Below are 21764 nucleotides of genomic sequence, written 5' to 3' on the forward strand. Positions count from 1 at the left end.
ATGAGCGACAACGACGTCGTCGTCGGCATCGATGTCGGACTCACCGGCCTGAAGGCGGTCGCCTTCGACCTGTCCGGCGATCAGGTGGCGATCGCCACCGCCCCCACCCCGCAGCAGCTGCCCAAACCCCGTTGGGTCGAGCGCGACGGCCACCAGTTCTGGGACGCGATCGGCAGCATGTGCCGCGAACTCACCACCAAGCTGGCCGAGTCCGGCCACACGGTGATCGCGGTCGGTGCCAGCGCGCACGGTGACGGCGGCTGGCTGCTGGACGAGGACCTCGACCCGGTCCGGCCCGGCATCCTGTCCCTGGACTCGCGGGCGATCGGCACCTCCGAGCAGCTCAACCGCGAGGTCGGCGACGACCTGCTGCGGGTCACCGGCCAGGGCGTGTTCCCGGCGTCGTCGGGCGCGGTGCTGCGCTGGCTGGTCGACCACGAGCCCGAGACGGTCGCCCGGGCGCGGTGGTTCTGCTTCGCCAAGGACTTCCTGCGGGCCCGGTTCACCGACACCATCGGCACCGACCTCACCGAGGCCAGCACCGCGTTCACCAATGTGCACACCCAGGCCTACGACCCCGAGGCGCTGGAGCTGTACGGGCTGGGCGGGTACGCGCACCTGCTGCCCGAGATCCAGGAACCCGCCGACGTGGCCGGGCCGATCACCTACCTGGCCCACCAGCACAGCGGCTTCCCCGAGGGCGTCCCGTTCGTTGTCGGCATGCACGACGTGGACGCCGGGGCGATCGGTTCGGGCGGCGTCCGGCCCGGGCAGCTGGTGGTGCTGGCCGGCACATGGAGCATCAACGAGGTGATCAGCGACATCGTCAACGTGAGCACCGAGTGGCTGGCCCGCTCGTTCGTCTCACGGGGCCGGTGGTTGAACATGTCGGTGTCGCCGGCCAGCTCGTCCAACCTGGAATGGTTCGTCAACACGCTGTGCCGGGCCGAGGTGGACGCCGCCCGCCGAGCCGGCGACGACCCCTATGCGTTCATCGACCGCGAGGTCGGGCAGGTGAAGGACGACGGGGGAGCGGTGACGTTCTTCCCCTACCTGTACGGCAATCCGCTCGGTCAGGACGCCTCGGCCGGCTTCGCCGGCATCCGGGCCTGGCACGAGCGCGGCGACCTGCTGCGCGGCATCTACGACGGCATCGCCTTCAACCACCGCCAGCACGTCGACGGGCTGCTGGCCGGGTTCGACGTTGACCAGGTGCTGGTGGTGGGCGGGGTGACGCGCTCGTCGATCTGGCCGCAACTGTTCGCGGACACGATCAACCGCGAGATCACCATCGCCGACGTCAGCGAGGGCGGGGCGCTGGGCACCGCGATGGTCGCGGCCGTGGGTGCCGGTGCCTACCCCGACCTGGCCGCGGCGGCCGAGGCGATGGGCAGTGCGACCCGCACGGTGGCCCCGCAGGCCGACGGTGTCGCCAAGCAGGAGGAGCGCTACCAGGCGTACCGGTCGCTGCAGGAGCAGCAGCTCGGCTGGTGGAAGGCGCAGGCGATCGGCTGACCCCGTCGTCGGGGGCTGGGGGAGGACGACCTGGCGGCGGTGCCGGATCAGCCCGCGGTGCAGTCGGCGCAGGTGCCGAAGAACTCGACCTCGTGGTCGATCTCGGCGAAGCCGTACTCACGGGCGATCGCCCTGGTCTGGCTCTCCAGGCCGGGCAGGTCGATCTCGACGGTCTTGCCGCACCCGCGGCAGACCAGGTGGTGGTGATGCCCCGGCGTGCAGGTGCGGTAGGCGACCTGACCGTCCGGGGTCCGGATGGTGTCCACCTCGCCGCCGGCGGCCATCGCCTGCAGAGCCCGGTACACGGTCGCCAGGCCGACCGTCGAGCCCGAGTGCCGCAGCCTGTCGTGGATCTCCTGGCTGGTGGCGAACGCCTGGCTGGCTTCGACCGCGTCCCTGATCTCGGCGCGCTGCCTGGTGCGGCGCTGGACGGGTTCAGTGCTCGTCATAGTGTCCTCCGTGAACGGCGTGCCGGTGGCCGTCGTGAATGTAGTCGACGTGACCACCGTGGGTGACGGCCAGGTGTCCGCACCCCTCGGCATGGACGTGCGGATGGTCCTCGGTGACCTCGTGCTGCAGCGGTGGCTGGTCGTCGACCAGCTCGATCGCGGGCGCCGCCCGACGGGCCAGCAGCAGCGAGACAGGCCAGCTCAGCGCGAACAGCCCGATGGCGATCACCACGATCAGCGCGCCGGGCGCTGTGTCGAACTCGTAGGAGCCGATCGTCCCGCTGACTGCGGCCACCACGCCCAGCGCCATCGCGGTCAGCATCGAGCGCCGGAAGCCGATGACGAGGTGGTTCGCGGTCGCCACCGGCACCACCATCAGGGCGCTGACCAGCAGCAATCCCACCGTGCGCATCGACACCGTCACCGTGACGGCCGCCAGGGCCACCACCAGGACGTTGTAGACCCGCACCGGCAGGCCGATGGTGCGGGCGAACGGCTCGTCGGCGCTGACCGCGAACAGTTGCGGCAGCAGGCCAAGGCACACCAGCAGCACCACCGCTGCCAGGCCGGCGATGATCCACAGCTCGGTGGCGTTGATGGTGAGCAGCGAACCGAACAGGTACGCCGACAGCGTACCGGTGCCCTGGCCCGCGAGGCTGGCCAGCAGCAGGCCGCCCGACAGGCCGCCGTAGAACAGGATCGCCAGGCCCACGTCGCCGCTGGTCCGGCCCACCTCGCGGAGCAGCTCGATGCCCACCGCGCCGAGCACGCAGACCAGCACCGCCAGCGGCAGCGGTGCCGTCCCGGTCAGGAAGGCGAGCCCGACCCCGGCGACGGCCAGGTGGCCGAGCCCGTCACCGAGCAGGCTGAGCCGACGCTGCACGAGGTAGGTGCCGATCGCGGGTGCGGTCAGCCCGGTGATCAGCGCCGCGAGCAGCGCCCGCTGCATGAACTCCAGCCCGAGCCACTCCATTCAGACCACCTCCAGCCCGGTCCCGTGCGCGCGGGCGTGCGGCCACTCGTGCACCTCGTGCCCTCCGGCGGACGCCACGAACGGCCCGTCCGCGACCACCCGGCCGTCGGCCAGCGTGATCGCCCGATCGATCAACGGTTCGAACGGACCGGGCTCGTGCAGCACCATCACCACGGTGCGGCCGGCGTCGCGCAGCCGCGACAGCACTCCGGCCAGGACGCCCTGGGTGGCCTGGTCGACGCCGGCCAGAGGCTCGTCCCACACCATCAGGTCGGCCGCCCCGGCCAGCGCCCGAGCGATCAGCACCCGTTGCTGCTGGCCCCCGGAGAGTCGCACGAACGGCGAGCCCGCCCGGTGGGCCAGGCCGACCTCGGCCAGCGCGTCGCCCACGGCCCGGCGGTCGGCCGTGCTCGCCGGCCAGAACGGACGCCGCAGCCCGAGTCGTCCGGACGCCACCACCTCGCGAGCGGTGGCCTGCTGCACCAGGATCGAACTGCGCTGCGGCACGTAGCCGATCCGCCGCCAGTCGTGGAACCGCTCGACGTCGGTGCCGAACAGCCTGATCGTGCCCCGGTGCGGGACCAGCCCGAGCAGGGCGCGCATCAGCGTCGTCTTGCCCGAGCCGTTGTTCCCGGTCACCGCCACCGCCTGCCCGGCGTCCACCTCGAAGGTCGCACGACGCACGATGGGCACGCCGGACAGCACCACGTCGACGTTCTCGGCGGTGATGGCGGCGGTGGAGTCGGTCATGCGCAGCCGTTGGCCGTCTTCAGCGCGGTCAGGTTGGAACGCATGACCTCAAGGTAGTCGCTCCCCTTGGAGGAGTCGGTCAAACCCTCCAGCGGATCGAGCACGTCGGTCTTCAGGCCCAGGTCGCCCGCGATCGACTCCGAGACCGCGGGGGAGACCAGGGTCTCGAAGAAGATGGTGGTGACCCCCTCCGCCTTGGCCAGCTGCTGGACCTCGGCGATCCGGGCGCCGGTGGGCTCGGTGTCGGGTTCGATGCCCCGGATGCCGACCTGCTCGAGTCCGTAGCGCTGGGCCAGGTAGCCGAACGCCTCGTGCGAGGTGATGAACACCGTGCGCTCACACGACTTCAGGCCGCTGCTGTACTCGCCGTCCAGCGCCTTCAGATCATCGATCAGGGTCGCGGCGTTGGCGGTGAAGGTGGCGCTGGCCGCGGACCGTACCTCGATGAGGGCGTCCCGGACGTGCTCGGTGATCGTCACCATGTTGGTCGGGTCGAGCCAGGTGTGCGGGTCGAGTGCGCCGTGGTCGTGGTCGTCGCCGTCCTCGTCGGCGTGCTCCTCCTCGCTCGTCTCCAGGGTGAGGAAGGACGCGGTGTCGACGGCCCGCTTCGGCGAAACGGTCTCGACGGCGGAATCGACGGCCGGCTGGAACCCCTTCTGGTAGATCAGCAGGTCGGATGCGCCGAGCGAGGCGACCTGCTTGGGGGTGAGCTCGAGGTCGTGCGGTTCCGCGCCCGGCTGCGTCAGGTTGGTGACGCTGACCTGGTCGCCGCCGACGCGCTCGGCGATGAACTCGAACGGGTAGAACGACGCGGTGACGGTCAGCTGCCCGGTCGCCGGCGCCGAGGTCGTCGTGCTGGCCGAGCAGCCCGCGACGAGCACCAGCCCGAGTGACGCCGTCGCGGCCAGCAGGGATCTCCAAATCTTCATGACAATCATTCTCATCGCGTCCGTAGGTGAAGTCAAAACGGACGGGCCGCCGACCAGCATGTGATCGGCGGCCCGTCCGGCTCGAGTCGTCGCGGCCAGCGGCCGGTGTCAGTCCTTCGGGGCCGGCGACTTGTGCGGCTCGATCAGGTTGTCGATCGGGCCGCCGGGCTCGGCGTCCCCCTGCACGATGTTCGGCATCGTGTTGGTGAGCGGACCGGCGGTGATCGGACGCTTGCGCAGCCGTGCCTCGACAATGCTGGCCAGCTTCGTCATGGCGTAGTTCAGCACGATGAACAGCACGGCGGCGACGATGTAGGCGGGCACCGTGTTCGCGAATGCCGAGCCGAGCGTCTTGGACTGGTTCAGCAACTCCATGTAGGTGATGCCGTAGCCCAGCGCGGTGTCCTTGATCACCACGACCAGCTGCCCCATCAGCGCCGGCAGCATCGCCACCAGGGCCTGCGGCAACTGGATCGAGATGAGCGTCTGCTGCGGGGTCAGGCCGATCGACAACCCGGCCTCGGACTGCCCCTTCGGCAGCGCGTGGACGCCGGAGCGCACCAGTTCGGCGATCACCGAGCCGTTGTACAGCGTCAGTGCCGTCACCACCGCCATCAGCGGGTTGATGCTGGCCAGGAAGACACCGTTGCGGCTGTAGATGTTGAAGACGAAGTACATCATCAGCAACACCGGCACGGCCCGGAAGAACTCCACCACGATGCCGCAGACGATACGGATCCAGCGCGCCTGCGCGAGGCGTCCGAGACCGAAGACGAGCCCGAAGATGCCGGCCAGCACCACCGAGATCAGGGCGGCCGTCAGGGTGCCGATCAACCCGGGAATGATGTAGTAGAGCCAGGGGGACGCGGTCAGGAACACCGACCATTTGGCCGGCTCCAACTGGCCCGCCTGACCCAGCTTGGCGATCACCATCCACAGGATGCCGACCAGCAGCAGGGCGCCCACCACGGTCAGGATGTTGTGCCGCAGCCGGGCCTTGGGCCCGGGGGCGTCGAACAGGACGTTCTGGGCGCTCATCGCTTCACCGCCAGCCTGCGCGACAGGCTGGTGAACAGGATGCCGACCGGCAGGGTGAGGATGACGAAGCCGACGGCGAACAGGAAGAACACCAGCACGCTGCCGGTCTCGTTCTCGATGATGACCGCCATCAGGCCGGCCGCCTCGGCGGCGCCGATGACGGCGGCCACCGTGGAGTTCTTGATCAGCGCGATCAGCGTCGAGCCGAGCGGTGCGATCGCTCCGCGGAAGGCCTGCGGCAGCAGCACCTCGGTCAGCGACTGGCTGAACGTGAGCCCGATCGAGCGGGCCGCTTCGGCCTGTCCGGCCGGAATGGTATTGACGCCGCTGCGCAGCGCCTCGCAGACGAAGGCCGCGTGGTAGACGCTGAGCACGATGATCGCCCAGTAGAAGATGTTGGTCGTGACGTTGTCCGAGATCTCCAGGCCGAGCACATAGCTCGCACCCAGGATGCTGAACACCATCAGCAGCGTCAGCGGCGTGTTCCGGAAGGTGTTCACGTACGCGGTGCCGAGCAGCCGCAGTACCGGCACCGGTGAGACGCGGAGGATCGCGACCACGGTGCCGATCACCAGCGCGCCCAGCGCGGACCAGAACGACAACTGGATGGTCAGCCAGAAGGCGCCGAGGAAGTCGTAGCGGGCCAGGATGTCAGCCATCGCTCACCTCTTTCGTATGGGTCGAATGTCTCCGGACGAGCGGAGGGTGCCGCCCGGTGTGGACGGCACCCTCCGTCGGGTGGATCAGGAGCAGGCGGCCGGGGTGGGCGGGTTGCCGGCCGGCGCCTTGTAGTTGGCAGCGCCGAGGTTGGCGTCCACCGCCTTCTGCCACGAGCCGTCCGAGATCATCGACTTGATCGCGTCGGTGACCTTGTTGCACAGGTCGGTGTTGCCCTTCTTCAGCCCGACACCGTAGTTCTCGGTGCTGAACGGGGCCCCGACGACCTTGAGTTTGCCGGCGTACTGGGCTTGCGCGGCGTAGCCGGCAAGGATCGTGTCGTCGGTGGTCAGCGCGTCGATGGTGCCGGCGACCAGCGCGGTGACGCACTCGGAGTAGGTGCCGAACTCCTGCAGGTTCACGCCGGGCACCTTCTTCTGCACGTTCTGTGCCGAGGTGGAGCCGGTGACCGAGCACAGCTTCTTGCCGTCCAGCGACTCCGGGCCGGTGATCGAGGTGTCGTCGGAACGGACGAGCAGGTCCTGGCCGGCGATGAAGTACGGTCCCGCAAAGTCCACCTTCTTCTTGCGCTCGTCATTGATTGAATAGGTGGCGACCACCAGGTCGACCTGACCGGTCTCGATCAGCGTCTCGCGCTGGGCCGACGGCGCCTGGATCCACTGGATCTTGTCGGCGGTGGTGCCCAGCTTGCCGGCGATGTAGGTGGCGACGTCCACGTCAAGACCCGAGTAGGTGTCACCGGTCTTCAGCCCAAGGCCGGGCTGGTCGAACTTGATGCCGATCTTGAGGTTGGCCAGGTCGGTGGAGCCGGCGCCGCCGCCACAGGCGGACAGTGACAACGCGAGTGCTCCGGCGGCGACGATGGCGCCGATCTTCTTCCAGGACATGGAACTCCTTGTGTGGTGGTTTCTTATCTCGGTCAGTGGGTCAGGATCTTGGACAGGAAGTCCTTGGCACGCGCGGAGGTGGGGTTGGAGAAGAACTCGCTGGGGGTGTTGGTCTCGACGATCTCGCCGTCGGCCAGGAAGACGACGTTGTCCGCGGCCTTGCGGGCGAACCCCATCTCGTGGGTGACGACGATCATCGTCATACCGTCCTTGGCCAGCCCGACCATGACGTCCAGCACCTCCTGCACCATCTCGGGGTCGAGGGCGGACGTCGGCTCGTCGAACAGCATCACTTTCGGGTTCATCGCAAGCGAGCGGGCGATCGCGACGCGCTGCTGCTGGCCGCCGGAGAGTTGGGCGGGGTACTTCTCGGCCTGGTGCGCGACGCCAACCCGGCCGAGCAATTCCATCGCCTTCTTCTCGGCCTCGGCCTTGGGCGTCTTGCGCACCTTGATCGGGCCCAGCGTGACGTTCTCGAGAATGGTCTTGTGGGCGAACAGGTTGAACGACTGGAACACCATGCCGACGTCGGCGCGGAGGTTGGCGAGCTCCTTGCCCTCGTCGGGCAGCGTCTTGCCGTCGATCGTGATCGATCCCGATTCGAAGGTCTCCAGACGGTTGATCGTGCGGCACAGAGTCGACTTCCCCGAGCCCGACGGGCCGATCAGGATGACGACCTCGCCCTTGTCGATGGAGAGGTTGATGTCCTTCAGCACGTGCAAGTCACCGAAGTGCTTGTTGACGCCCTCGATCACGACCAGCGGCTCTGACATGGCCGTGACCGTAGCGTAGGAGTCTGGGGCCAACAAGCAATTACGGTGCTGCGGGGGTCGATCGTCACCGTTTCGCAATCGACTTGTGACGAATGCCGTCGAGCCGCCCGGGCTCCGCCCGAAGGGGTGAGGAGCGCTACCCGACGAGATGCGCGCGCAGGTCGGCGGCGGTCGAGGTGATCCGCTGCATCTCCTGACCGCCGTCGCAGGTGCAGAGGGCGACCACCAGCGGCCGGCCGGCGTCGACCACCTCGACCTCGCCACCGGAGGCCTGCCACCGCAGCACGGCGAGCAGGTCGGCGCTGGGCGGGGACTGATCCATCAGGTCATTGTCCTCGCCGTGGACGAGTCGCGCGAGCAGGTGCGGTCGGGTTGGATGGGGGCATGGCCGCCGTTGCTCTCGTCACCTCGCACTGGGCGCTGACCAGCACCATCGACGCCGATGTCGACCTGTGGCCGCTACGGGACGCCTTCGCCGCCGCCGGCGTGGCCTGCGAACTCATCGACTGGCGACGTTCGGGCAGTGATCTGGGCCGGTTCGACCTGGTGGTGATCAAGTCGCCGTGGGACTACTCCGACGACGTGGACGAGTTCCTCGGCTGGCTGGACGCCGTGGCGTCCGGGGTGCGGGTGCTGAACGACCCCGGGGTGATCCGGTGGAGCCTGGACAAGACCTACCTGGCCGACCTCGCCGACCGCGGCGTCGCGGTCTGCCCGACCACCTTCTGCTCCGAGTTCGAGCAGGTGAGAGCCGCCCTCGCGGCGGCGTCCGGACGGGTGGTGATCAAGCCCACCGTCTCTGCGGCGTCGGCGAACACCGGGCTGTTCGAGGCCGACGACCCCGGCGCGGAGGCGCTGGGCCGGCGGATCCTGGGACTGGGCAAGACGGTGATGGTGCAGCCGGCGCTGGCCTCGGTCTCGGCGGTCGGCGAGAACGCGCTCATCCACCTCGACGGTTCCTTCGTGCATGCCGTCACCAAGGGTCCGCTGCTGGCGCTGGGCGGCGGACTGCTGGGCGGTGAGTACCAGGAGACGCTCAGCCCGGTCGTGCCGGCGCAGGACGAACGCGAGCTCGCGTCCTCGGCGTTGAGCACAGCCGCCGAGGTGCTGGCCGGGCGCGGCGTGACCCAACCCCTGCTGCACGCCAGGGTCGACATCGCCCGCGACGACAGCGGCGCACCGGTGATCCTGGAGCTGGAACTGTTCGAGCCGCTGCTGTCGCTCGCTGCCTCACCGGGTGCGGTTGAGCTGTACGCGGCCCGGGTGCTGGCACGCTTGGCGCCATGAGTGCGCAACGTGATCTCGGCCAGTCGATGCTGCAGGTGATCTTCAGCATCTTCCTCGGACTGGTGGTGGTGGCCTTCATCGGCATCGGAGTCGACACCTTCTATCCCGAACCCGAGTACTCGACGGGCGGCGAGAGTCCCTGGGCGGCGTACCGGCTCACCCTGTCGATCATCCTGCTGGTCTGCGCGACCCTGGTGATGCTGCTGTCCCTCGTCATCGCGGACTCTGTCGGAACGGTACTGGCCAACGGCGCCCTGCTGGGCGGCCTGTTCACGATGATCTACGCGGTGGGCACCTCACTGTCGTCGGGTGAGCAACTCGCCCGGTTCCTGGTGCTGACCGTCGCCCTGGTGGTCACCGTTGGGGTCGGCTGGTGGAAGTTCTCCCGCGGTCGCAGTGCGGCGCAGGTCCCCGTCGGCGGGGCGGGCGGTGCCCCAGGCCCAGGGCTGGGCGGGGAGGCCGAGCAGCGACTGGCCGCGGTCGAAGCGAAGCTGGACGCCTTGGGTCGTGCCCTGCGCGACTGAGGCGCCCCGGGTCGGGGACTGGTCGGACTCGTGCTCGGCGGCGGCTGGGTGCTGGTGATGGTGCTGCCCGGAGACCTCCTGCCCGCGCTGCTCGGGGCGGCGGCGGCGCTGGCCTCGGTGGCGCTGCAGCTGAGCGGCGCCGACTATTGGAAGTTCTCGGTCGCGGTCACCGTGTCGGTCATCCTGCTCACCTTCGAGCGGCAGGACGCGCTGGCCGGCGATCTGCAACGCATCCTGATCACCCTGGCCGGAGCTGTCGTGGTCGCGGCGACGGTGTGGGTGGCGTCGATCCTCAGCCCCGCCGAGCCGGCCCAGGCCGGATGAGGCCGAGGGCCGCCGATCGCGAACCGCCGGCGGCGTCCTCTGGCAAGCTTCGAGGATGACCTCCACCACCGACCTCGCCGCCCGGCTGTACCCCGAACTGCGCGCGCTGCGCCGCGCGATCCACGCCGATCCCGAACTCGGCAACGACAACCCCCGTACCCAGGGCCGCATCCTGGGTGCACTGGCCGGGCTGGATCTCGAGATCACCACCGGCCGGGCGGTGACCAGCGTCGTCGCGGTGCTGCGCGGCACCGCGCCCTCGGAGGGGCCGCGTCCGGCGGTGCTGCTGCGTGGCGACATGGACGGGCTGCCCGTGGTCGAGGCGACCGGCCAGGAGTTCGCATCGACGACCGGCACCATGCACGCCTGCGGTCACGACCTGCACGTCGCCGGGCTGGTCGGGGCGGCGAAGATCCTGCACGAACTCCGCGACCAGTTGCCCGGGGACGTGGTGTTCATGTTCCAGCCCGGCGAAGAGGGACCGGGTGGTGCCGGGCCGATGATCGACGACGGGGTGCTCGAGGCCGCGGGCCGCCGCGTGGACGCCGCCTACGGCCTGCACGTGTCGTCGCACGAGCATGCGCTCGGCGTGTGGTCGGGACGCCCCGGGCCGCTGATGGCGGCCGCGGACCAGTGCTACATCACGGTGCACGGACGCGGCGGGCACGGCTCGCAGCCGCACCTGGCCGCCGACCCGGTGCCGGTCGCCTGCGAGATCGGGCTGGCGCTGCACGCGATGGTGACCAGGCAGGTCGACGTCTTCGACCCGGTGGTGGTGACGATCGGCCGCATCCAGGCGGGCACCAAGGACAACATCATCCCCGACGACGCTCGGCTGGACGCCACCGTGCGCACGTTCTCGCCGGCCAATCGCGAAGCGATGCCGCAGCGGATGACCCGGCTCGCCCACGGCATCGCCGAGGCCCACGGGATGAGCGCCGACGTCGACTACGTGCGCGGCTACCCGGTCACCGTCAACGACACCGGCGAGTATGCGCACCTGGTGGACACCGTGATCGACCTCTTCGGGGCTGATCGCTACGTGGAGCAGCCGTTCCCGCTCGCCGGGGCCGAGGACTTCAGCCTGGTCGCCGAGCAGGTGCCGACGGCCTACATCTTCGTGTCGGCCTACCCCGGTGACGATCCGGCTACTGCTCCGGCCAACCACTCCGCGCACGCGCTGTTCGACGACGAGGTGCTTGCCGACAACGCGGCACTGCTGGCCGAGGTGGCGCTGCGCCGGCTGCAACGCGGCTGACCCAGTGAAGACCGGGCTGGTGGGATGACGGGGCTGGTGGTTCCGTCATCCCGGGCTTGCCCCGGGATCTGGTGTCGCTAATCGCCCCACACCCCCGAGCTGCCGCGCCGGTGCGAGCCGACCAGATGGGTGTCGATGATGCCGATCGCCTCCATCAGGGCGTGCATCGTGGTCGGGCCGACGAAGCGGAAGCCACGTTTCTTCAGCGCCCTGCTGAGCGCCGCCGACTCGGGCGTCGTGCTGACCAGGTCGGCGTAGCTTGTCGGGGTCGGGGTGGCGTGCGGCCGGAAACCCCAGACGAAGTCGGCCAGGCCGCCGTCGGGCCGCAGCGCGACCGTGGCCCGCGCGTTGGCGATCGTGGCGTCGATCTTGGCCCGGTTGCGGACGATGCCGGCGTCGCCCAGCAACCGCTGCAGGTCGGCCTCGTCGAAGGCGGCCACGGCGTCCGGGTCGAAGGCGGCGAAGGCGGTGCGGAAGGCGGGCCGCTTGCGCAGGATCGTCGCCCAGGACAGCCCGGACTGGAACGCCTCGAGGCTGAGCCGTTCGAACACCCCGCGCTCGTCGGTCACCGGCATGCCCCACTCGGTGTCGTAGTAGTCGCGCAGCAGCGCATCCGACGCCGCCCAGGCGGGCCGGGCCAGGCCGTCCGGGCCGATGATCAGGTCGCTCATGCCCGCACTGTAGAACCCGCCCCCGACCTGCCCAGAGATTTCACCCGACGCCGATATACCGATTTTCGACCTCGATCACGAATGAATCGAATCAACGCCACGAATCCGCGATCGACGTCGAAAATCGGTATATCAAGCAGCGCTGAAATACCGCGGCGGTCAGCGCACGGTGAGCCCCAGTCGCAGGTGGACCTTCTCGCCCGATCGGTCGGTCAGCCGGGCGGCGAACCCCGAGCCGGTCGCTGCGACCGCGTACCGCAGGGTCGAGGGCAGCAGCACCGGCTTGGTGAACTGCGCCGCCACCTCGTAGGCCTCCGGAAGCCGCGGCTGCAGCGCCGCCAGCACCCGCGCGTGACTCCACATGCCGTGCACGATGGTGCGCGGGAAGCCGAAAGCCTTCGCCGCCAGCGGGTTCAGGTGGATCGGGTTCACGTCGCCCGAGACGGCCGCGTAACGCCGGCCCAGGTCGGCCGGAAGCCGCCACAGTCCGGCGGTCCTCAGCTCGGCGTCCGCGTCCGGTTCGGACGCCTCGGCCTCCGCTTCGCCGGGCAGCGTGGCGGCCCGGCTCAGGTACGTCGAACGACCCTCCCAGACCGGCTCGCCGCCCAACCTGGCCTCGCCCACCAGGTCGACCAGGACGCCGCGACGGTGCGGCCGCAGCCGCTCGGCCCGCACCGACAGCTCGGGCGCCTCGGTGATCAGGGTCGGCCGGTGCTGCACCATCGTGTTGCTCACGTGCACCATGCCGGTCGGTGCGAGCGGGAAGTCCGGCGCTGTCATCAGCGTCAGCTGCAGCGGGAACGTCAGCACGTGCAGCCAGCTGGCCGGCAGCGCGTCGGTCAGCCCGAACCCGCACACCGCGTCGTAGCGGGCGAGTTCGGCCGCGGTGCTGCGGTAGTGCAGCAGGGTCACGGTGCGCTCGGGCAAGCCCGCCGCCACCGCCGGACGCGAACGGGGCACCAGCGCCCGGGCGTACAACACGGCCGACGACGGCATCGCGTCGAAGACCACCACGTCGGCCATCAACGTCCCACGATCAGCTGGCCGCACACCCGCAGCACCTGGCCGTTCAGCGGGGTGCCCGGGTCGGCCAGGAAGACGATCGTCTCGGCGACGTCCGCCGGCCGGCCGCCCTGCAGCAGGCTGGAGGAGCGGCGGAAGATCTCCCGGTCGATCACCGGGATGGACGCCGTCATGTCAGTCTCGATGAAGCCCGGCGCGACACCGTTGACCACGATGCCGCGGTCGGCCAGCTGCGCGGACAGGGCGCGCACCATGCCCATCACGCCGGCCTTGGACGCCGCGTAGTTGGTCTGGCCCTTGTTGCCGGCCCAGCCCGAGGTCGAGGCGACCCCGATGATGCGGGACCCGTCGGCCAGGCCGCCGGGCCGGCCGGGCCGCAGCAGCACGTCGTTGATCCGCAACTGGGCCGCCAGGTTGACCTGCAGCACCGCACCCCAGCGCTTTTCGTCGAGGTTGGCCAGCATCTTGTCGCGCAGGATGCCCGCGCAGTGCACGATCGCGCCGATCCGGGCGTCCGGTCCGTAACGCTCGACGACGTGCTGGGCGATGCGATCACCGGCATCCGGCACGGTGATGTCCAGTTGCAGCGCGGTGCCCCGGATCTCGTTGGCGACGCCGGCCAGGGCCTCGCCCGCGATCGGGACGTCGAGCGCCACGACCGTCGCGCCGTCGGCGGCGAACCGTCGCGCGATGGCCGCGCCGATACCCCGGGCGGCACCGGTGACCACCACGATGCGGGGTTCCGGGCGTGGCCCGGTCGCCCCGTCGGCGAGCACCAGCGGCTGGCCGTCGACGTAGGCCGACCGGCCGGACAGCAGGAAGCGCAGCACCTGCGCCAGTTCGTCGGCGGTGCTGCCGTCGGCGACCTGCACCAGGTTGCTGGTGGCCCCGCCGCGCAGCTCCTTGCCGACGCTGCGCATGATCCCGTCCAGCGCCTGCCGGACCGCCGCCCCCTCCACGTCGGACGCCGTCGCCGGGTCGCCGGCCACGATGATCACCCGGCCGGAGGGCTCCACGGCCCGCACGGCGGGACGGAGCACCGCGCGCACCTGCTCGAGGTCGTCCACCCGGGCCGCCGCGGTGGCATCCACCACGATGGCGCCGATCCGGCCCGGGTAGGCGGGCGGCCGCTCGCGGCCGTTCTCATCGGTGCTGCGGGCTTCGGGGACGTCGACCACGGCCGCTTCGGCGTCCAGGTCGAGGGTGCGCAGGGCGTCCGCCACCAGGGTGGACGCGCCGCCCACCGCACTGACCACGAGCGGGTTGGCGGGCATCGCCTCGCCCCGCCGCAGCGGGGTCGCCTCGGGGAAGCCCAGTGCGGCGGCCACCGCCTTGCCCGGTCCCGAGTTCAACACGCCGGAGATGATGCCGTCGAGGTTCATCAGATCGCCTCCACGATCGCCACGACGCCCTGTCCGCCCGCGGCGCACACCGAGATCAGGCCGCGGCTGCCGCGCCCCTTGTCGGCCAGCATCTTGCCCAGTGAACCGAGGATCCGGGCCCCGGTGGCCGCGAACGGGTGGCCGGCGGCCAGCGAGGAGCCGTTGACGTTCAGCTTGGCCCGGTCGATCGAGCCGAGCGCGCCGTCCAGGCCGAGGGTGTCGCGGCAGTACTCGTCGGATTCCCACGCGGCGAGCGTGCACAGCACCGTCGAGGCGAACGCCTCGTGGATCTCGTAGAAGTCGAAGTCCTGCAGGCTCAGGCCGGTGCGGCCGAGCAGCCGGGCGGTGGCGTGCGCTGGGGCCATCAGCAGCCCCTCGGTGCCGGTCAGGTAGTCGACCGCGGCGGTCTCGGCGTCGACGATCCGGGCCAGCACGGGCAGGTTGCGGGCGCGCGCCCAGCCCTCCTCGGCGAGCAGCACGGCGGCGGCGCCGTCCGACAGCGGGGTGGAGTTGCCGGCGGTCATGGTGGCGTCGGGTCCGTCGCCGAACACCGGCCTCAGCTTCGCCAGCCTCTCGACCGAGGTGTCGGCGCGCAGCGCCTGGTCCCTGGTCAGGCCGAGATAGGGAGTGACCAGGTCGTCGAAGAAGCCCGCGTCCCACGCCTTGGCGAGATTGTGGTGGCTGGCCGCGGCCAGCTCGTCCTGCGCCTGCCGGGTGATGCCCCAATGCGCGGTGGTGATCGCCTGGTGCTGGCCCATGTTCAGCCCGGTGCGGGGCTCGGCGGCGCGCGGCACCTCGGGGGCCAGGTCGGCCGGCCGGACCGTGGCCAGCGTCTTGAGCTTGTCCAGCGGGGTCTTGGCGGCGTTCAACCGCAGCAGCTTGCGGCGCAGCCCGTCGTTGACCGCGATCGGCGAGTCGGACGCCGAGTCGACGCCGCCCGCGATGGCCACGTCGAGTTGCCCGACCCGGATGCGGTTGCTGAGCTGGACGGCGGCGGTGAGGCTGGTCGCGCACGCCTGCTGGACGTCGTAGGCGGGCGTGGCGGCGCTCAACGCCGACGAGAGCACCGCCTCGCGGGTGAGGTTGAAGTCGCGGCTGTGCTTGAGGACGGCGCCCGCGGCGACCTCGCCGACGCGTTCGCCGGCCAGGCCGAACCGGGCCACGAGGCCGTCGAGGGCCGCAGTCAGCAGATCGAGGTTGGTGGCCGCGGCGTAGGCTCCGCCGACCTTTCCGAACGGCACGCGGTTGCTGCCCACCAGGACTGCGTTGCGCAGGTCTGCCATCGAAGCTCCTTCTCAATAATGTACGACACTCACAGTAGCAGGTACGTAAAGTACCGGGTACTATCGGTTTCGTGAAGACGCACGTGGACGGGCGTGACGCCCGCTGGATCGAGCACCGCCGGCAACGCCGCCGGGAGCTCGTCGAATCCACGCTGCGCGCGATCCGCCGGCACGGTGCCACCGTCGGCATGGACGAGATCGCCGCCGAGGCCGGCACCTCCAAGCCGGTCATCTACCGGCATTTCGGCGACCGCCCCGGCCTCTACCGGGCCGTGGTCGAGAAGGTCGCCCAGTTCATCCTCGACGACCTGCACGCCTCGGTCAGCTGGGACGCCGCCGACGACTTCAGCGCCCTGGTCCGCGACCTCGCCCTCGCCTACCTGCGGCTGGTGCAGCGTGACCCCGAGATCTACCGCTTCGTGATGTCCCGGCCGCTGGTCGACGGCGACCCGGGCGACGACCCGGTCACCGGCCTGACCATGCGGATCGGGCAGCGCATCGCCGAACTGCTTCGCGCCAACGGCTTCGACTCCGACCGGGCCGACACCTGGGGGCACGGGCTGGTCGGCTGCGTCCGGGCCGCCACCGATCAGTGGATCCGTTCGGGGATGATCCGCCCCACCGAAGACGTCGCCGACGACCTGTCCGACCTGCTCGGCCCCGCCTACCACGCCCACCGTCCAGTCACCACCACGAGTTACGAGGAACACCGATGACCACGATCACCGAGCCGTCCGTCACCGCCGACGAGACCGTTGCGACCGACGTCGCCGACCTGGGGCCGGCGCTGCTCGCCGCTTTCGAAGGCTCGCACCACGACCGCCGGGCCGCGGGCCGCGCCCTATGGCCCGCCCAGGGTGCGCTGCGCGACCCGGCGATGAGTCACCTCGACGCCCGGGAATGGACGCTGAACCGGCTCCGAGAGCTCGGCGGCGCCGGCTTCGGGCACTCGATCGTGCCGCCCGACGCGACCACCGAGGACACCCAGATCCAGTCGTTGGTGGATTTCGAGACGATTTCCTACGGCGACCTGTCGGTGGCGATCAAGTCCGGTGTCCAGCACGGCCTGTTCGGTGGAGCGATCGCCGGCCTGGGCAACGCCGACCAGCACGAGCGCTTCCTGACCGGGGCGCTCGACCTCAGCATCCTCGGCTGCTTCGCGATGACCGAGCGCGGCCACGGCAGTGACGTCGCCTCGCTGGAAACGACGATCAACTACGACGCCGAGGCGGGGGAGTTCGTCGTGGACTCGCCCCGGGCGTCCGCGACCAAGACCTACATCGGCAACGCCGCGGCCCACGGCCACATGGCCGCGGTGTTCGGCCAGCTGGTGGTCGCCGGCGAGAACCACGGCGTGCACTGCATCCTGGTGCCGATCCGTGACGCCGACGGGGCCCCGGCGGCCGGCGTGACGATCGGCGACAACGGCCACAAGGGCGGCCTGCTGGGCGTCGACAACGGGACGCTGAGCTTCGACCACGTGCGGGTCGGGCGCGACATGCTGCTGGACCGGTTCGGCTCGGTGGACGCCGAGGGCCACTACGTCTCCGCGATCGACAATCCGAACCGGCGCTTCTTCAGCATGCTGGGCGCGCTGGTGAGGGGCCGCATCTGCATCGGCGCCGGCGCGGCGATCGCCGCCCGGCGGGCGCTGTCCATCGCGACCCGGTACGCCGATTCCCGCAGGCAGTTCCGGCACGCCGCCGGCGAGCCCGAGTCGCCGCTGCTGGATTACCTCGCCCACCAGCGCAAGCTGCTGCCGGCGATCGCCCGGGCCTATGCGCTCGGCTTCGCGCAGAACGACCTGATCAGCGCCTACGGCACGGTCAGCTCCAACCCCAACCACGATCCCCGCGACCAGCGCGCGCTGGAGACCATGGCGGCGGGGATGAAGGCGATGAACACCGAGTTCGCCAACGGCACGATCCAGACCTGCCGTGAGGCGTGCGGCGGCGTCGGCTACATGAGTGAGAACCAGCTCACCCAGTTGCGCTCCGACGTCGACGTGTTCGCCACCTTCGAGGGCGACAACACCGTGCTGCTGCAGCTCGTCGCCAAGGGGGTGCTGACCAACTACCGCGAGGTGTGGGGCGGCCTGGACAGGCTGGGGCTGGTGCAGGCGTCCGCCCGGATGGTGGGCAGCTCGGTGATCGAGCGCACCGGCGCCGGGCTGCTCGCCGAGCGCCTGGTCGCGGCCGCCCGCCGCAAGGGCGACGCCGCCGCGTTCTACGATCGCGGCTGGCACGCGTGGATGTTCGAGGAGCGTGAGCGGCACAGCATCGATTCGCTGGCTCGACGGATGCGTGCCGCCGACCGCGATTCCTTCGACGCGGTCAACGCCATGCAGGACCACGTGCTGTTCGTGGCGCGGGCGCACATGGAGCGGGTCGTGCTCGACTCGTTCATCGCCGGCATCGCCGCCTGCCCCTCGGGGGCGGCCAAGCAGACCCTCGAGGAGCTCTGCACCCTGTTCGCGCTGAGCTCGCTCGAGGCGGACGCCGGCTGGTTCCTGTCCCACAACCGCATGTCGGACGCCCGGGCCAAGGCCCTGCGCAAGCAGATCAACCAGGTCTGCCGCGACCTGCGGCCCCGGGCGATCGCCCTGGTCGAGGGCCTCGGCGTCCCGGCCGAATGGCTGGGCGCCGCGATGCTGACCGCGGACGCCTGAGGCCCGGCGCCTGACCCGGGTTTCCGGGCCGGGTTGGCGGCGGGGGAGTAGCCGCGCCGGTCAGGGCAGGCCGGCCCAGCGTCCGGCGGCCGTGGCCAGTGCGCCGACGAGCACCACCACGATGTACGGCAGCTCGAACTTCAGCGCCGCCGCGGCGGCGCCGACGCCGAGCAGGCGCGAGTCGAGCACCAACGCCTGGCCGGAGGCCACCGTATTGGTCACCACCAGCGACGACAGCAGACCCACCGTCAACGCGGCCGCCAGCGACGGCACGAACGGACGATCCAGTACCGACTTCGGCAACAGGTAGCCCGACACCTTCAACGCGTACGCCGCCAGGCACGAGGCCAGCACCCAGCCCCACATCGTCACGTCGGCACCCCCCGTCGCTGCAGGACGGCCCACGCGCCCGCCGCCACCACGGCAGCGATGATGATCGGCAGCCCGGGAGGTGCGAGGGGGATGAACAGCACCGTCGCCACTGCGCAGACGACGGCGATGGCGATCGGGTCCCGACCCTTGAGTCGTGGCCACAGCAGACCCAGGAAGGCGGCGCACGCGGCGCCGTCCAGGCCCCACCGCGCCGGGTCACCCATCGCGTTGCCCGCCAGCGCCCCGATCAGGGTGAACAGGTTCCAGGTCAGGTAGATGCCGAGCCCCGCCGTCCAGAAGCCGCGGCGCTGCTCATCGGGGTCGGTCTGGGCGGACGCGTTCGCCATCGACTCGTCGATGGTGAACTGGGCGTGCAGCGCCTTGCGGCCGGCGGCGGGACGCAGCATCGCCTCCAGCTGCATCGCGTAGACCCCGTTGCGCAGGCCCAGCAGGGTCGCCGCGGCGAAGGCGCTCAGCCCCGTCCCGCCGCCCCCGATCACGCCGACGAAGGCGAACTGCGAGCCGCCCGTGAACATCAGCAGGCTCAGAGCGCAGGTCTGGGCCACGGTCAGCCCGGCCTCGACACCCAGCGCCCCGAACGCGGCCCCGTACAGCCCGACGGCGATCGCGATCGACACCCCGGATCGGACTGCCGGGGTCAGGCGGGGGTGAGGCACGCGTGCAGCCTAAGCCCGCCCCGGCACGGGTGTTCGATCGCATTGTGCACGTGGACACCGGTGGAGTGGCCGGCGCTGGGACGGCTGGTCTGCAGCCCCGACGGGCTCGACCGGCGGGCTCAGCGGCCCGGTTCGTCAGTGTCGTCGTCGGTCCAGATGCCCGGCTCGTCGACGATCAGGACGGCGCCGCCGGCGGCGTCGCGCAGTTCCTTGGGTGCCAGGGTGGCGGCCAGGTGGTAGACCGCAACGGTCACGATGGTGCCCAGCGCGATACCGCCGAGCACGAACTCGGGGCTGAACTGCAGCGACACGTTGCCGATGCCGATGATGATGCCCGCCGAGACCGGGACGAGGTTGACCGGGTTGCCGAAGTCGACCCCGTTCTCCTTCCAGATCTTGGCGCCGAGCAGGCCGATCATGCCGTACAGCACCACGGTGATGCCGCCCAGCACGCCGCCGGGGGTGGCCGACACGATGGCCCCGAACTTGGGCGAGAAGCCGAACAGGATCGCCACCAGCGCGGCCACCACGTAGGCGGCGGTCGAGTAGACCCGGGTGGCGGCCATCACGCCGATGTTCTCGGCGTAGGTGGTGGTGGGGCCGGCGCCGACCGCCGTGGCCACGACCGAGCCGATGCCGTCGGCGGCGATGGCCCGCCCCATGTCCCTGTCGAGGTTCTCACCGGTCATCTCGGCGACCGCCTTGACGTGGCCGGTGTTCTCGGCGATCAGCGCGATCACCACCGGCAGCGCGATCAGGGCGAACGCCACGTTGAAGCTCGGCGCGTGGATGCCCACCACGTTCGTGGCGGCGTGGAACTGCCAGGTGGTGAGATCGGTCAGCGGAGGGAAGCCGACCCAGGCGGCGGCGTCCACACCGCTCCAGTCGACCCGCAGGTGGGTGGTGACCTCGCCCGCGGCGGCGCTGTAGGACGTGATCGGGCCGGTGAGCACGTCGGCCAGCCAGCTGACGACGTAGCCGATGACCAGTGACAGGAAGATCGCGATGCGGCCCAGGAAGCCCTTCACGCCGACGCTGAGCACCACCACGACGAGCATCACGAACAGGGCGACCCACTGGTCCTGCGGCCAGTACGTGCCGGCCACGACGGGCGCGAGGTTGAACCCGATCAGCATGACCACGGCACCGGTGACGACCGGGGGAAGCGCCTTGTGGATCACCCGTGAGCCGGCGAAGTGGATGATGACGCCGACGATGAACAGCAGCACGCCGACCCACAGCATCGCGCCGGTGAGGTCGGCGGGGTTTCCCCCGGCGCCGTAGATTGCGGTCGCGACGCCCACGAAGGACGCCGACGAGCCCAGGTAGCTCGGCACCCGGCCCTGCACCACCAGCAGAAAGATCAGCGTCGCGACGCCGGACATCATCACCGCGAGCTGCGGGTTCAACCCCATCAGTAGCGGGAAGACGAAGGTGGCGCCGAACATGGCCACCACGTGCTGGGCGCCGAGTCCGACCGTCTTGCCCCAGGACAGCCGCTCGCCCGGGGCGACCACCTCTCCGGGCTTGAGTTGTCCGTCTCCGTGCAGCGTCCACAGGGCCATGGCGATCCTCTCCGGCAGGGGTCGGCAGCACCCTATGCCGAGCCTGTGACGGCGCTCCGGACGCCGGGGCCGGTGAGACGTGATCGTCACGCTGCCCCGGCTGGGCCACAGTGGTGGGGACTATTCGCTGCGGTCGGCCCGCGGCGGCACGCCCCGCCATTCGGACGCCAGCAGCGCGTACGACAGGCCGTCCAGCCACTGCCCGCTGCGGTGCAGCGACTCGGCCACGTAGTGGCCCTCCCGGCGCATGCCCAGCCGCTCCATCAGTCGCCACGACGGCTCGTTGGCGGCGAAGCAGTTGGCCTCGATCCGCCGGATGCCCAGCGGGCCCACGCACAACTCGATCGCCGCGGCGACCGCCTCGGTGGCGAACCCCCTGCCCTGGACGACGGGGAGCAGCGACCAGCCCAGCTCGGCCTGGGTGCCGTGGGCGGCGTCCGCCACCTCGGCCTGCGCCCAGGCGTCGGTCACCCGGATCATCAGGTCGCCGACGCCCCGCCCCTCGTGCTCGACCAGCAGGGTGACCGCGAGCCGATCCGGCTCGGCCCAGCGCCGCACGAACTCGTCATGGCTCCACGCGGCGGTCAGCCAGTGCGTCACCTCGGGCAGGCTGCGCCACGCCCAGGCCGTCTCGGCGTCGGCCGCGGTGGCCGGACGCAGGGTCAGCCGCGGCGTCCGCACCGGCCAGTCGACGCGGTCGAACGCGCCGTAGTTGGGTGCCTGGGCGGTCATCGGCGG

General features: G+C 70.6%; 24 protein-coding genes. 7 read left to right on the top strand and 17 right to left on the bottom strand.

Annotated features, from left to right (window positions below):
* A complete protein-coding gene (locus OIE40_RS16035) occupies positions 1 to 1515 on the top strand; it encodes an FGGY-family carbohydrate kinase (protein WP_264703916.1) in 1515 nt (504 codons plus the stop codon).
* A gap of 47 nt (positions 1516 to 1562) precedes the next feature.
* Here OIE40_RS16035 and OIE40_RS16040 read toward each other — a convergent pair whose 3' ends face one another.
* The 9 genes from OIE40_RS16040 to OIE40_RS16080 all read right to left on the bottom strand — a co-directional run bounded on the left by OIE40_RS16040 (position 1563) and on the right by OIE40_RS16080 (position 8314).
* A complete protein-coding gene (locus tag OIE40_RS16040) occupies positions 1563 to 1964 on the bottom strand; it encodes a Fur family transcriptional regulator (protein WP_264703918.1) in 402 nt (133 codons plus the stop codon).
* On the bottom strand, positions 1951 to 2937 hold the full coding sequence (locus OIE40_RS16045) for a metal ABC transporter permease (protein WP_264703920.1): 987 nt from the start codon (positions 2935 to 2937) through the stop codon (positions 1951 to 1953). The genes OIE40_RS16040 and OIE40_RS16045 overlap by 14 nt, the downstream gene beginning before the upstream one ends.
* On the bottom strand, positions 2938 to 3687 hold the full coding sequence (locus OIE40_RS16050) for a metal ABC transporter ATP-binding protein (RefSeq protein ID WP_264703921.1): 750 nt from the start codon (positions 3685 to 3687) through the stop codon (positions 2938 to 2940).
* Positions 3684 to 4616, bottom strand: a complete 933-nt coding sequence (locus tag OIE40_RS16055) for a metal ABC transporter substrate-binding protein (RefSeq protein ID WP_264703923.1) — start codon at positions 4614 to 4616, stop codon at positions 3684 to 3686. The genes OIE40_RS16050 and OIE40_RS16055 overlap by 4 nt, the downstream gene beginning before the upstream one ends.
* 108 nt (positions 4617 to 4724) lie before the next feature.
* A complete protein-coding gene (locus tag OIE40_RS16060; protein ID WP_264703925.1) occupies positions 4725 to 5654 on the bottom strand; it encodes an amino acid ABC transporter permease in 930 nt (309 codons plus the stop codon).
* Positions 5651 to 6313 (bottom strand): amino acid ABC transporter permease, encoded by a 663-nt coding sequence (locus OIE40_RS16065; RefSeq protein ID WP_264703927.1) that lies wholly within the window; start codon positions 6311 to 6313, stop codon positions 5651 to 5653. Before OIE40_RS16065 ends, OIE40_RS16060 begins: the two co-directional genes overlap by 4 nt.
* Positions 6314 to 6397: 84 nt before the next feature.
* Positions 6398 to 7219, bottom strand: a complete 822-nt coding sequence (locus tag OIE40_RS16070; RefSeq protein WP_264703929.1) for a glutamate ABC transporter substrate-binding protein — start codon at positions 7217 to 7219, stop codon at positions 6398 to 6400.
* Between the two features lie 32 nt (positions 7220 to 7251).
* On the bottom strand, positions 7252 to 7992 hold the full coding sequence (locus tag OIE40_RS16075; protein ID WP_413774508.1) for an amino acid ABC transporter ATP-binding protein: 741 nt from the start codon (positions 7990 to 7992) through the stop codon (positions 7252 to 7254).
* Between the two features lie 136 nt (positions 7993 to 8128).
* On the bottom strand, positions 8129 to 8314 hold the full coding sequence (locus tag OIE40_RS16080) for a hypothetical protein (RefSeq protein ID WP_264703931.1): 186 nt from the start codon (positions 8312 to 8314) through the stop codon (positions 8129 to 8131).
* Positions 8315 to 8376: 62 nt separating this feature from the next.
* Between OIE40_RS16080 and OIE40_RS16085 the strand changes: the two genes are divergently transcribed.
* Genes OIE40_RS16085 through OIE40_RS16100 form a run of 4 tightly spaced genes read left to right on the top strand, consistent with a single transcriptional unit; the run spans position 8377 to position 11385 of the window.
* The gene (locus tag OIE40_RS16085) at positions 8377 to 9279 is read left to right on the top strand and encodes an ATP-grasp domain-containing protein (RefSeq protein WP_264703933.1); all 903 of its coding nucleotides are present in this window, start codon (positions 8377 to 8379) and stop codon (positions 9277 to 9279) included.
* Positions 9276 to 9803, top strand: a complete 528-nt coding sequence (locus tag OIE40_RS16090) for a hypothetical protein (protein WP_264703935.1) — start codon at positions 9276 to 9278, stop codon at positions 9801 to 9803. The genes OIE40_RS16085 and OIE40_RS16090 overlap by 4 nt, the downstream gene beginning before the upstream one ends.
* Before the next feature lie 30 nt (positions 9804 to 9833).
* A complete protein-coding gene (locus OIE40_RS16095) occupies positions 9834 to 10127 on the top strand; it encodes a hypothetical protein (RefSeq protein ID WP_264703937.1) in 294 nt (97 codons plus the stop codon).
* Between the two features lie 55 nt (positions 10128 to 10182).
* Positions 10183 to 11385, top strand: a complete 1203-nt coding sequence (locus OIE40_RS16100) for a M20 metallopeptidase family protein (protein ID WP_264703939.1) — start codon at positions 10183 to 10185, stop codon at positions 11383 to 11385.
* 77 nt (positions 11386 to 11462) lie between these two features.
* Here the strand turns inward: OIE40_RS16100 and OIE40_RS16105 are convergent, their stop codons facing one another.
* The 4 genes from OIE40_RS16105 to OIE40_RS16120 all read right to left on the bottom strand — a co-directional run bounded on the left by OIE40_RS16105 (position 11463) and on the right by OIE40_RS16120 (position 15744).
* Positions 11463 to 12056, bottom strand: coding sequence for a DNA-3-methyladenine glycosylase I (locus OIE40_RS16105; protein ID WP_264703941.1), 594 nt, complete (start codon positions 12054 to 12056; stop codon positions 11463 to 11465).
* A 159-nt stretch (positions 12057 to 12215) separates the two neighbouring features.
* Positions 12216 to 13079: a MaoC/PaaZ C-terminal domain-containing protein gene (locus OIE40_RS16110; protein WP_264703944.1), complete on the bottom strand. Its 864-nt coding sequence runs from the start codon at positions 13077 to 13079 to the stop codon at positions 12216 to 12218.
* Complete coding sequence (locus OIE40_RS16115; RefSeq protein WP_264703946.1) at positions 13079 to 14461, bottom strand: 3-oxoacyl-ACP reductase; 1383 nt, start codon at positions 14459 to 14461, stop codon at positions 13079 to 13081. Before OIE40_RS16115 ends, OIE40_RS16110 begins: the two co-directional genes overlap by 1 nt.
* Positions 14461 to 15744 carry an acetyl-CoA C-acetyltransferase gene (locus tag OIE40_RS16120; RefSeq protein ID WP_264703948.1) on the bottom strand — a complete coding sequence of 428 codons (1284 nt, stop codon included), beginning with the start codon at positions 15742 to 15744 and terminating at the stop codon, positions 14461 to 14463. The genes OIE40_RS16115 and OIE40_RS16120 overlap by 1 nt, the downstream gene beginning before the upstream one ends.
* Before the next feature lie 71 nt (positions 15745 to 15815).
* Here OIE40_RS16120 and OIE40_RS16125 point away from each other — a divergent pair, with 71 nt between their 5' ends.
* Positions 15816 to 16460, top strand: a complete 645-nt coding sequence (locus tag OIE40_RS16125) for a TetR/AcrR family transcriptional regulator (RefSeq protein WP_264703949.1) — start codon at positions 15816 to 15818, stop codon at positions 16458 to 16460.
* Positions 16457 to 18412 carry an acyl-CoA dehydrogenase family protein gene (locus OIE40_RS16130; RefSeq protein ID WP_264703951.1) on the top strand — a complete coding sequence of 652 codons (1956 nt, stop codon included), beginning with the start codon at positions 16457 to 16459 and terminating at the stop codon, positions 18410 to 18412. The genes OIE40_RS16125 and OIE40_RS16130 overlap by 4 nt, the downstream gene beginning before the upstream one ends.
* Positions 18413 to 18472: 60 nt before the next feature.
* Here the strand turns inward: OIE40_RS16130 and OIE40_RS16135 are convergent, their stop codons facing one another.
* From OIE40_RS16135 to OIE40_RS16150, 4 genes are all read right to left on the bottom strand, one after another.
* A complete protein-coding gene (locus tag OIE40_RS16135; RefSeq protein ID WP_264703976.1) occupies positions 18473 to 18778 on the bottom strand; it encodes an AzlD domain-containing protein in 306 nt (101 codons plus the stop codon).
* Between the two features lie 2 nt (positions 18779 to 18780).
* Positions 18781 to 19461: an AzlC family ABC transporter permease gene (locus OIE40_RS16140; RefSeq protein ID WP_264703953.1), complete on the bottom strand. Its 681-nt coding sequence runs from the start codon at positions 19459 to 19461 to the stop codon at positions 18781 to 18783.
* 119 nt (positions 19462 to 19580) lie between these two features.
* A complete protein-coding gene (locus tag OIE40_RS16145; RefSeq protein ID WP_264703956.1) occupies positions 19581 to 21026 on the bottom strand; it encodes a uracil-xanthine permease family protein in 1446 nt (481 codons plus the stop codon).
* A gap of 120 nt (positions 21027 to 21146) precedes the next feature.
* Positions 21147 to 21758, bottom strand: coding sequence for a GNAT family N-acetyltransferase (locus OIE40_RS16150; RefSeq protein WP_264703958.1), 612 nt, complete (start codon positions 21756 to 21758; stop codon positions 21147 to 21149).
* Positions 21759 to 21764: the final 6 nt, after the last annotated feature.

Origin of the sequence: Micropruina sonneratiae (assembly GCF_025972045.1) — a bacterium.
Lineage (GTDB): Bacteria > Actinomycetota > Actinomycetes > Propionibacteriales > Propionibacteriaceae > Micropruina > Micropruina sonneratiae.

What these genes read in the sequence shown, in the direction of transcription:
- OIE40_RS16075 (WP_413774508.1), bottom strand. Translation starts at nt 7,992, where the DNA reads ATGTCAGAGCCGCTGGTCGTGATCGAGGGCGTCAACAAGCACTTCGGT.
- OIE40_RS16115 (WP_264703946.1), bottom strand. Translation starts at nt 14,461, where the DNA reads ATGAACCTCGACGGCATCATCTCCGGCGTGTTGAACTCGGGACCGGGC.
- OIE40_RS16060 (WP_264703925.1), bottom strand. Translation starts at nt 5,654, where the DNA reads ATGAGCGCCCAGAACGTCCTGTTCGACGCCCCCGGGCCCAAGGCCCGG.
- OIE40_RS16055 (WP_264703923.1), bottom strand. Translation starts at nt 4,616, where the DNA reads ATGAAGATTTGGAGATCCCTGCTGGCCGCGACGGCGTCACTCGGGCTG.
- OIE40_RS16105 (WP_264703941.1), bottom strand. Translation starts at nt 12,056, where the DNA reads ATGAGCGACCTGATCATCGGCCCGGACGGCCTGGCCCGGCCCGCCTGG.
- OIE40_RS16080 (WP_264703931.1), bottom strand. Translation starts at nt 8,314, where the DNA reads ATGGATCAGTCCCCGCCCAGCGCCGACCTGCTCGCCGTGCTGCGGTGG.
- OIE40_RS16035 (WP_264703916.1), top strand. Translation starts at nt 1, where the DNA reads ATGAGCGACAACGACGTCGTCGTCGGCATCGATGTCGGACTCACCGGC.
- OIE40_RS16065 (WP_264703927.1), bottom strand. Translation starts at nt 6,313, where the DNA reads ATGGCTGACATCCTGGCCCGCTACGACTTCCTCGGCGCCTTCTGGCTG.
- OIE40_RS16045 (WP_264703920.1), bottom strand. Translation starts at nt 2,937, where the DNA reads ATGGAGTGGCTCGGGCTGGAGTTCATGCAGCGGGCGCTGCTCGCGGCG.
- OIE40_RS16090 (WP_264703935.1), top strand. Translation starts at nt 9,276, where the DNA reads ATGAGTGCGCAACGTGATCTCGGCCAGTCGATGCTGCAGGTGATCTTC.
- OIE40_RS16135 (WP_264703976.1), bottom strand. Translation starts at nt 18,778, where the DNA reads ATGTGGGGCTGGGTGCTGGCCTCGTGCCTGGCGGCGTACGCGTTGAAG.
- OIE40_RS16130 (WP_264703951.1), top strand. Translation starts at nt 16,457, where the DNA reads ATGACCACGATCACCGAGCCGTCCGTCACCGCCGACGAGACCGTTGCG.
- OIE40_RS16145 (WP_264703956.1), bottom strand. Translation starts at nt 21,026, where the DNA reads ATGGCCCTGTGGACGCTGCACGGAGACGGACAACTCAAGCCCGGAGAG.
- OIE40_RS16085 (WP_264703933.1), top strand. Translation starts at nt 8,377, where the DNA reads ATGGCCGCCGTTGCTCTCGTCACCTCGCACTGGGCGCTGACCAGCACC.
- OIE40_RS16110 (WP_264703944.1), bottom strand. Translation starts at nt 13,079, where the DNA reads ATGGCCGACGTGGTGGTCTTCGACGCGATGCCGTCGTCGGCCGTGTTG.
- OIE40_RS16120 (WP_264703948.1), bottom strand. Translation starts at nt 15,744, where the DNA reads ATGGCAGACCTGCGCAACGCAGTCCTGGTGGGCAGCAACCGCGTGCCG.
- OIE40_RS16050 (WP_264703921.1), bottom strand. Translation starts at nt 3,687, where the DNA reads ATGACCGACTCCACCGCCGCCATCACCGCCGAGAACGTCGACGTGGTG.
- OIE40_RS16070 (WP_264703929.1), bottom strand. Translation starts at nt 7,219, where the DNA reads ATGTCCTGGAAGAAGATCGGCGCCATCGTCGCCGCCGGAGCACTCGCG.
- OIE40_RS16100 (WP_264703939.1), top strand. Translation starts at nt 10,183, where the DNA reads ATGACCTCCACCACCGACCTCGCCGCCCGGCTGTACCCCGAACTGCGC.
- OIE40_RS16040 (WP_264703918.1), bottom strand. Translation starts at nt 1,964, where the DNA reads ATGACGAGCACTGAACCCGTCCAGCGCCGCACCAGGCAGCGCGCCGAG.
- OIE40_RS16150 (WP_264703958.1), bottom strand. Translation starts at nt 21,758, where the DNA reads ATGACCGCCCAGGCACCCAACTACGGCGCGTTCGACCGCGTCGACTGG.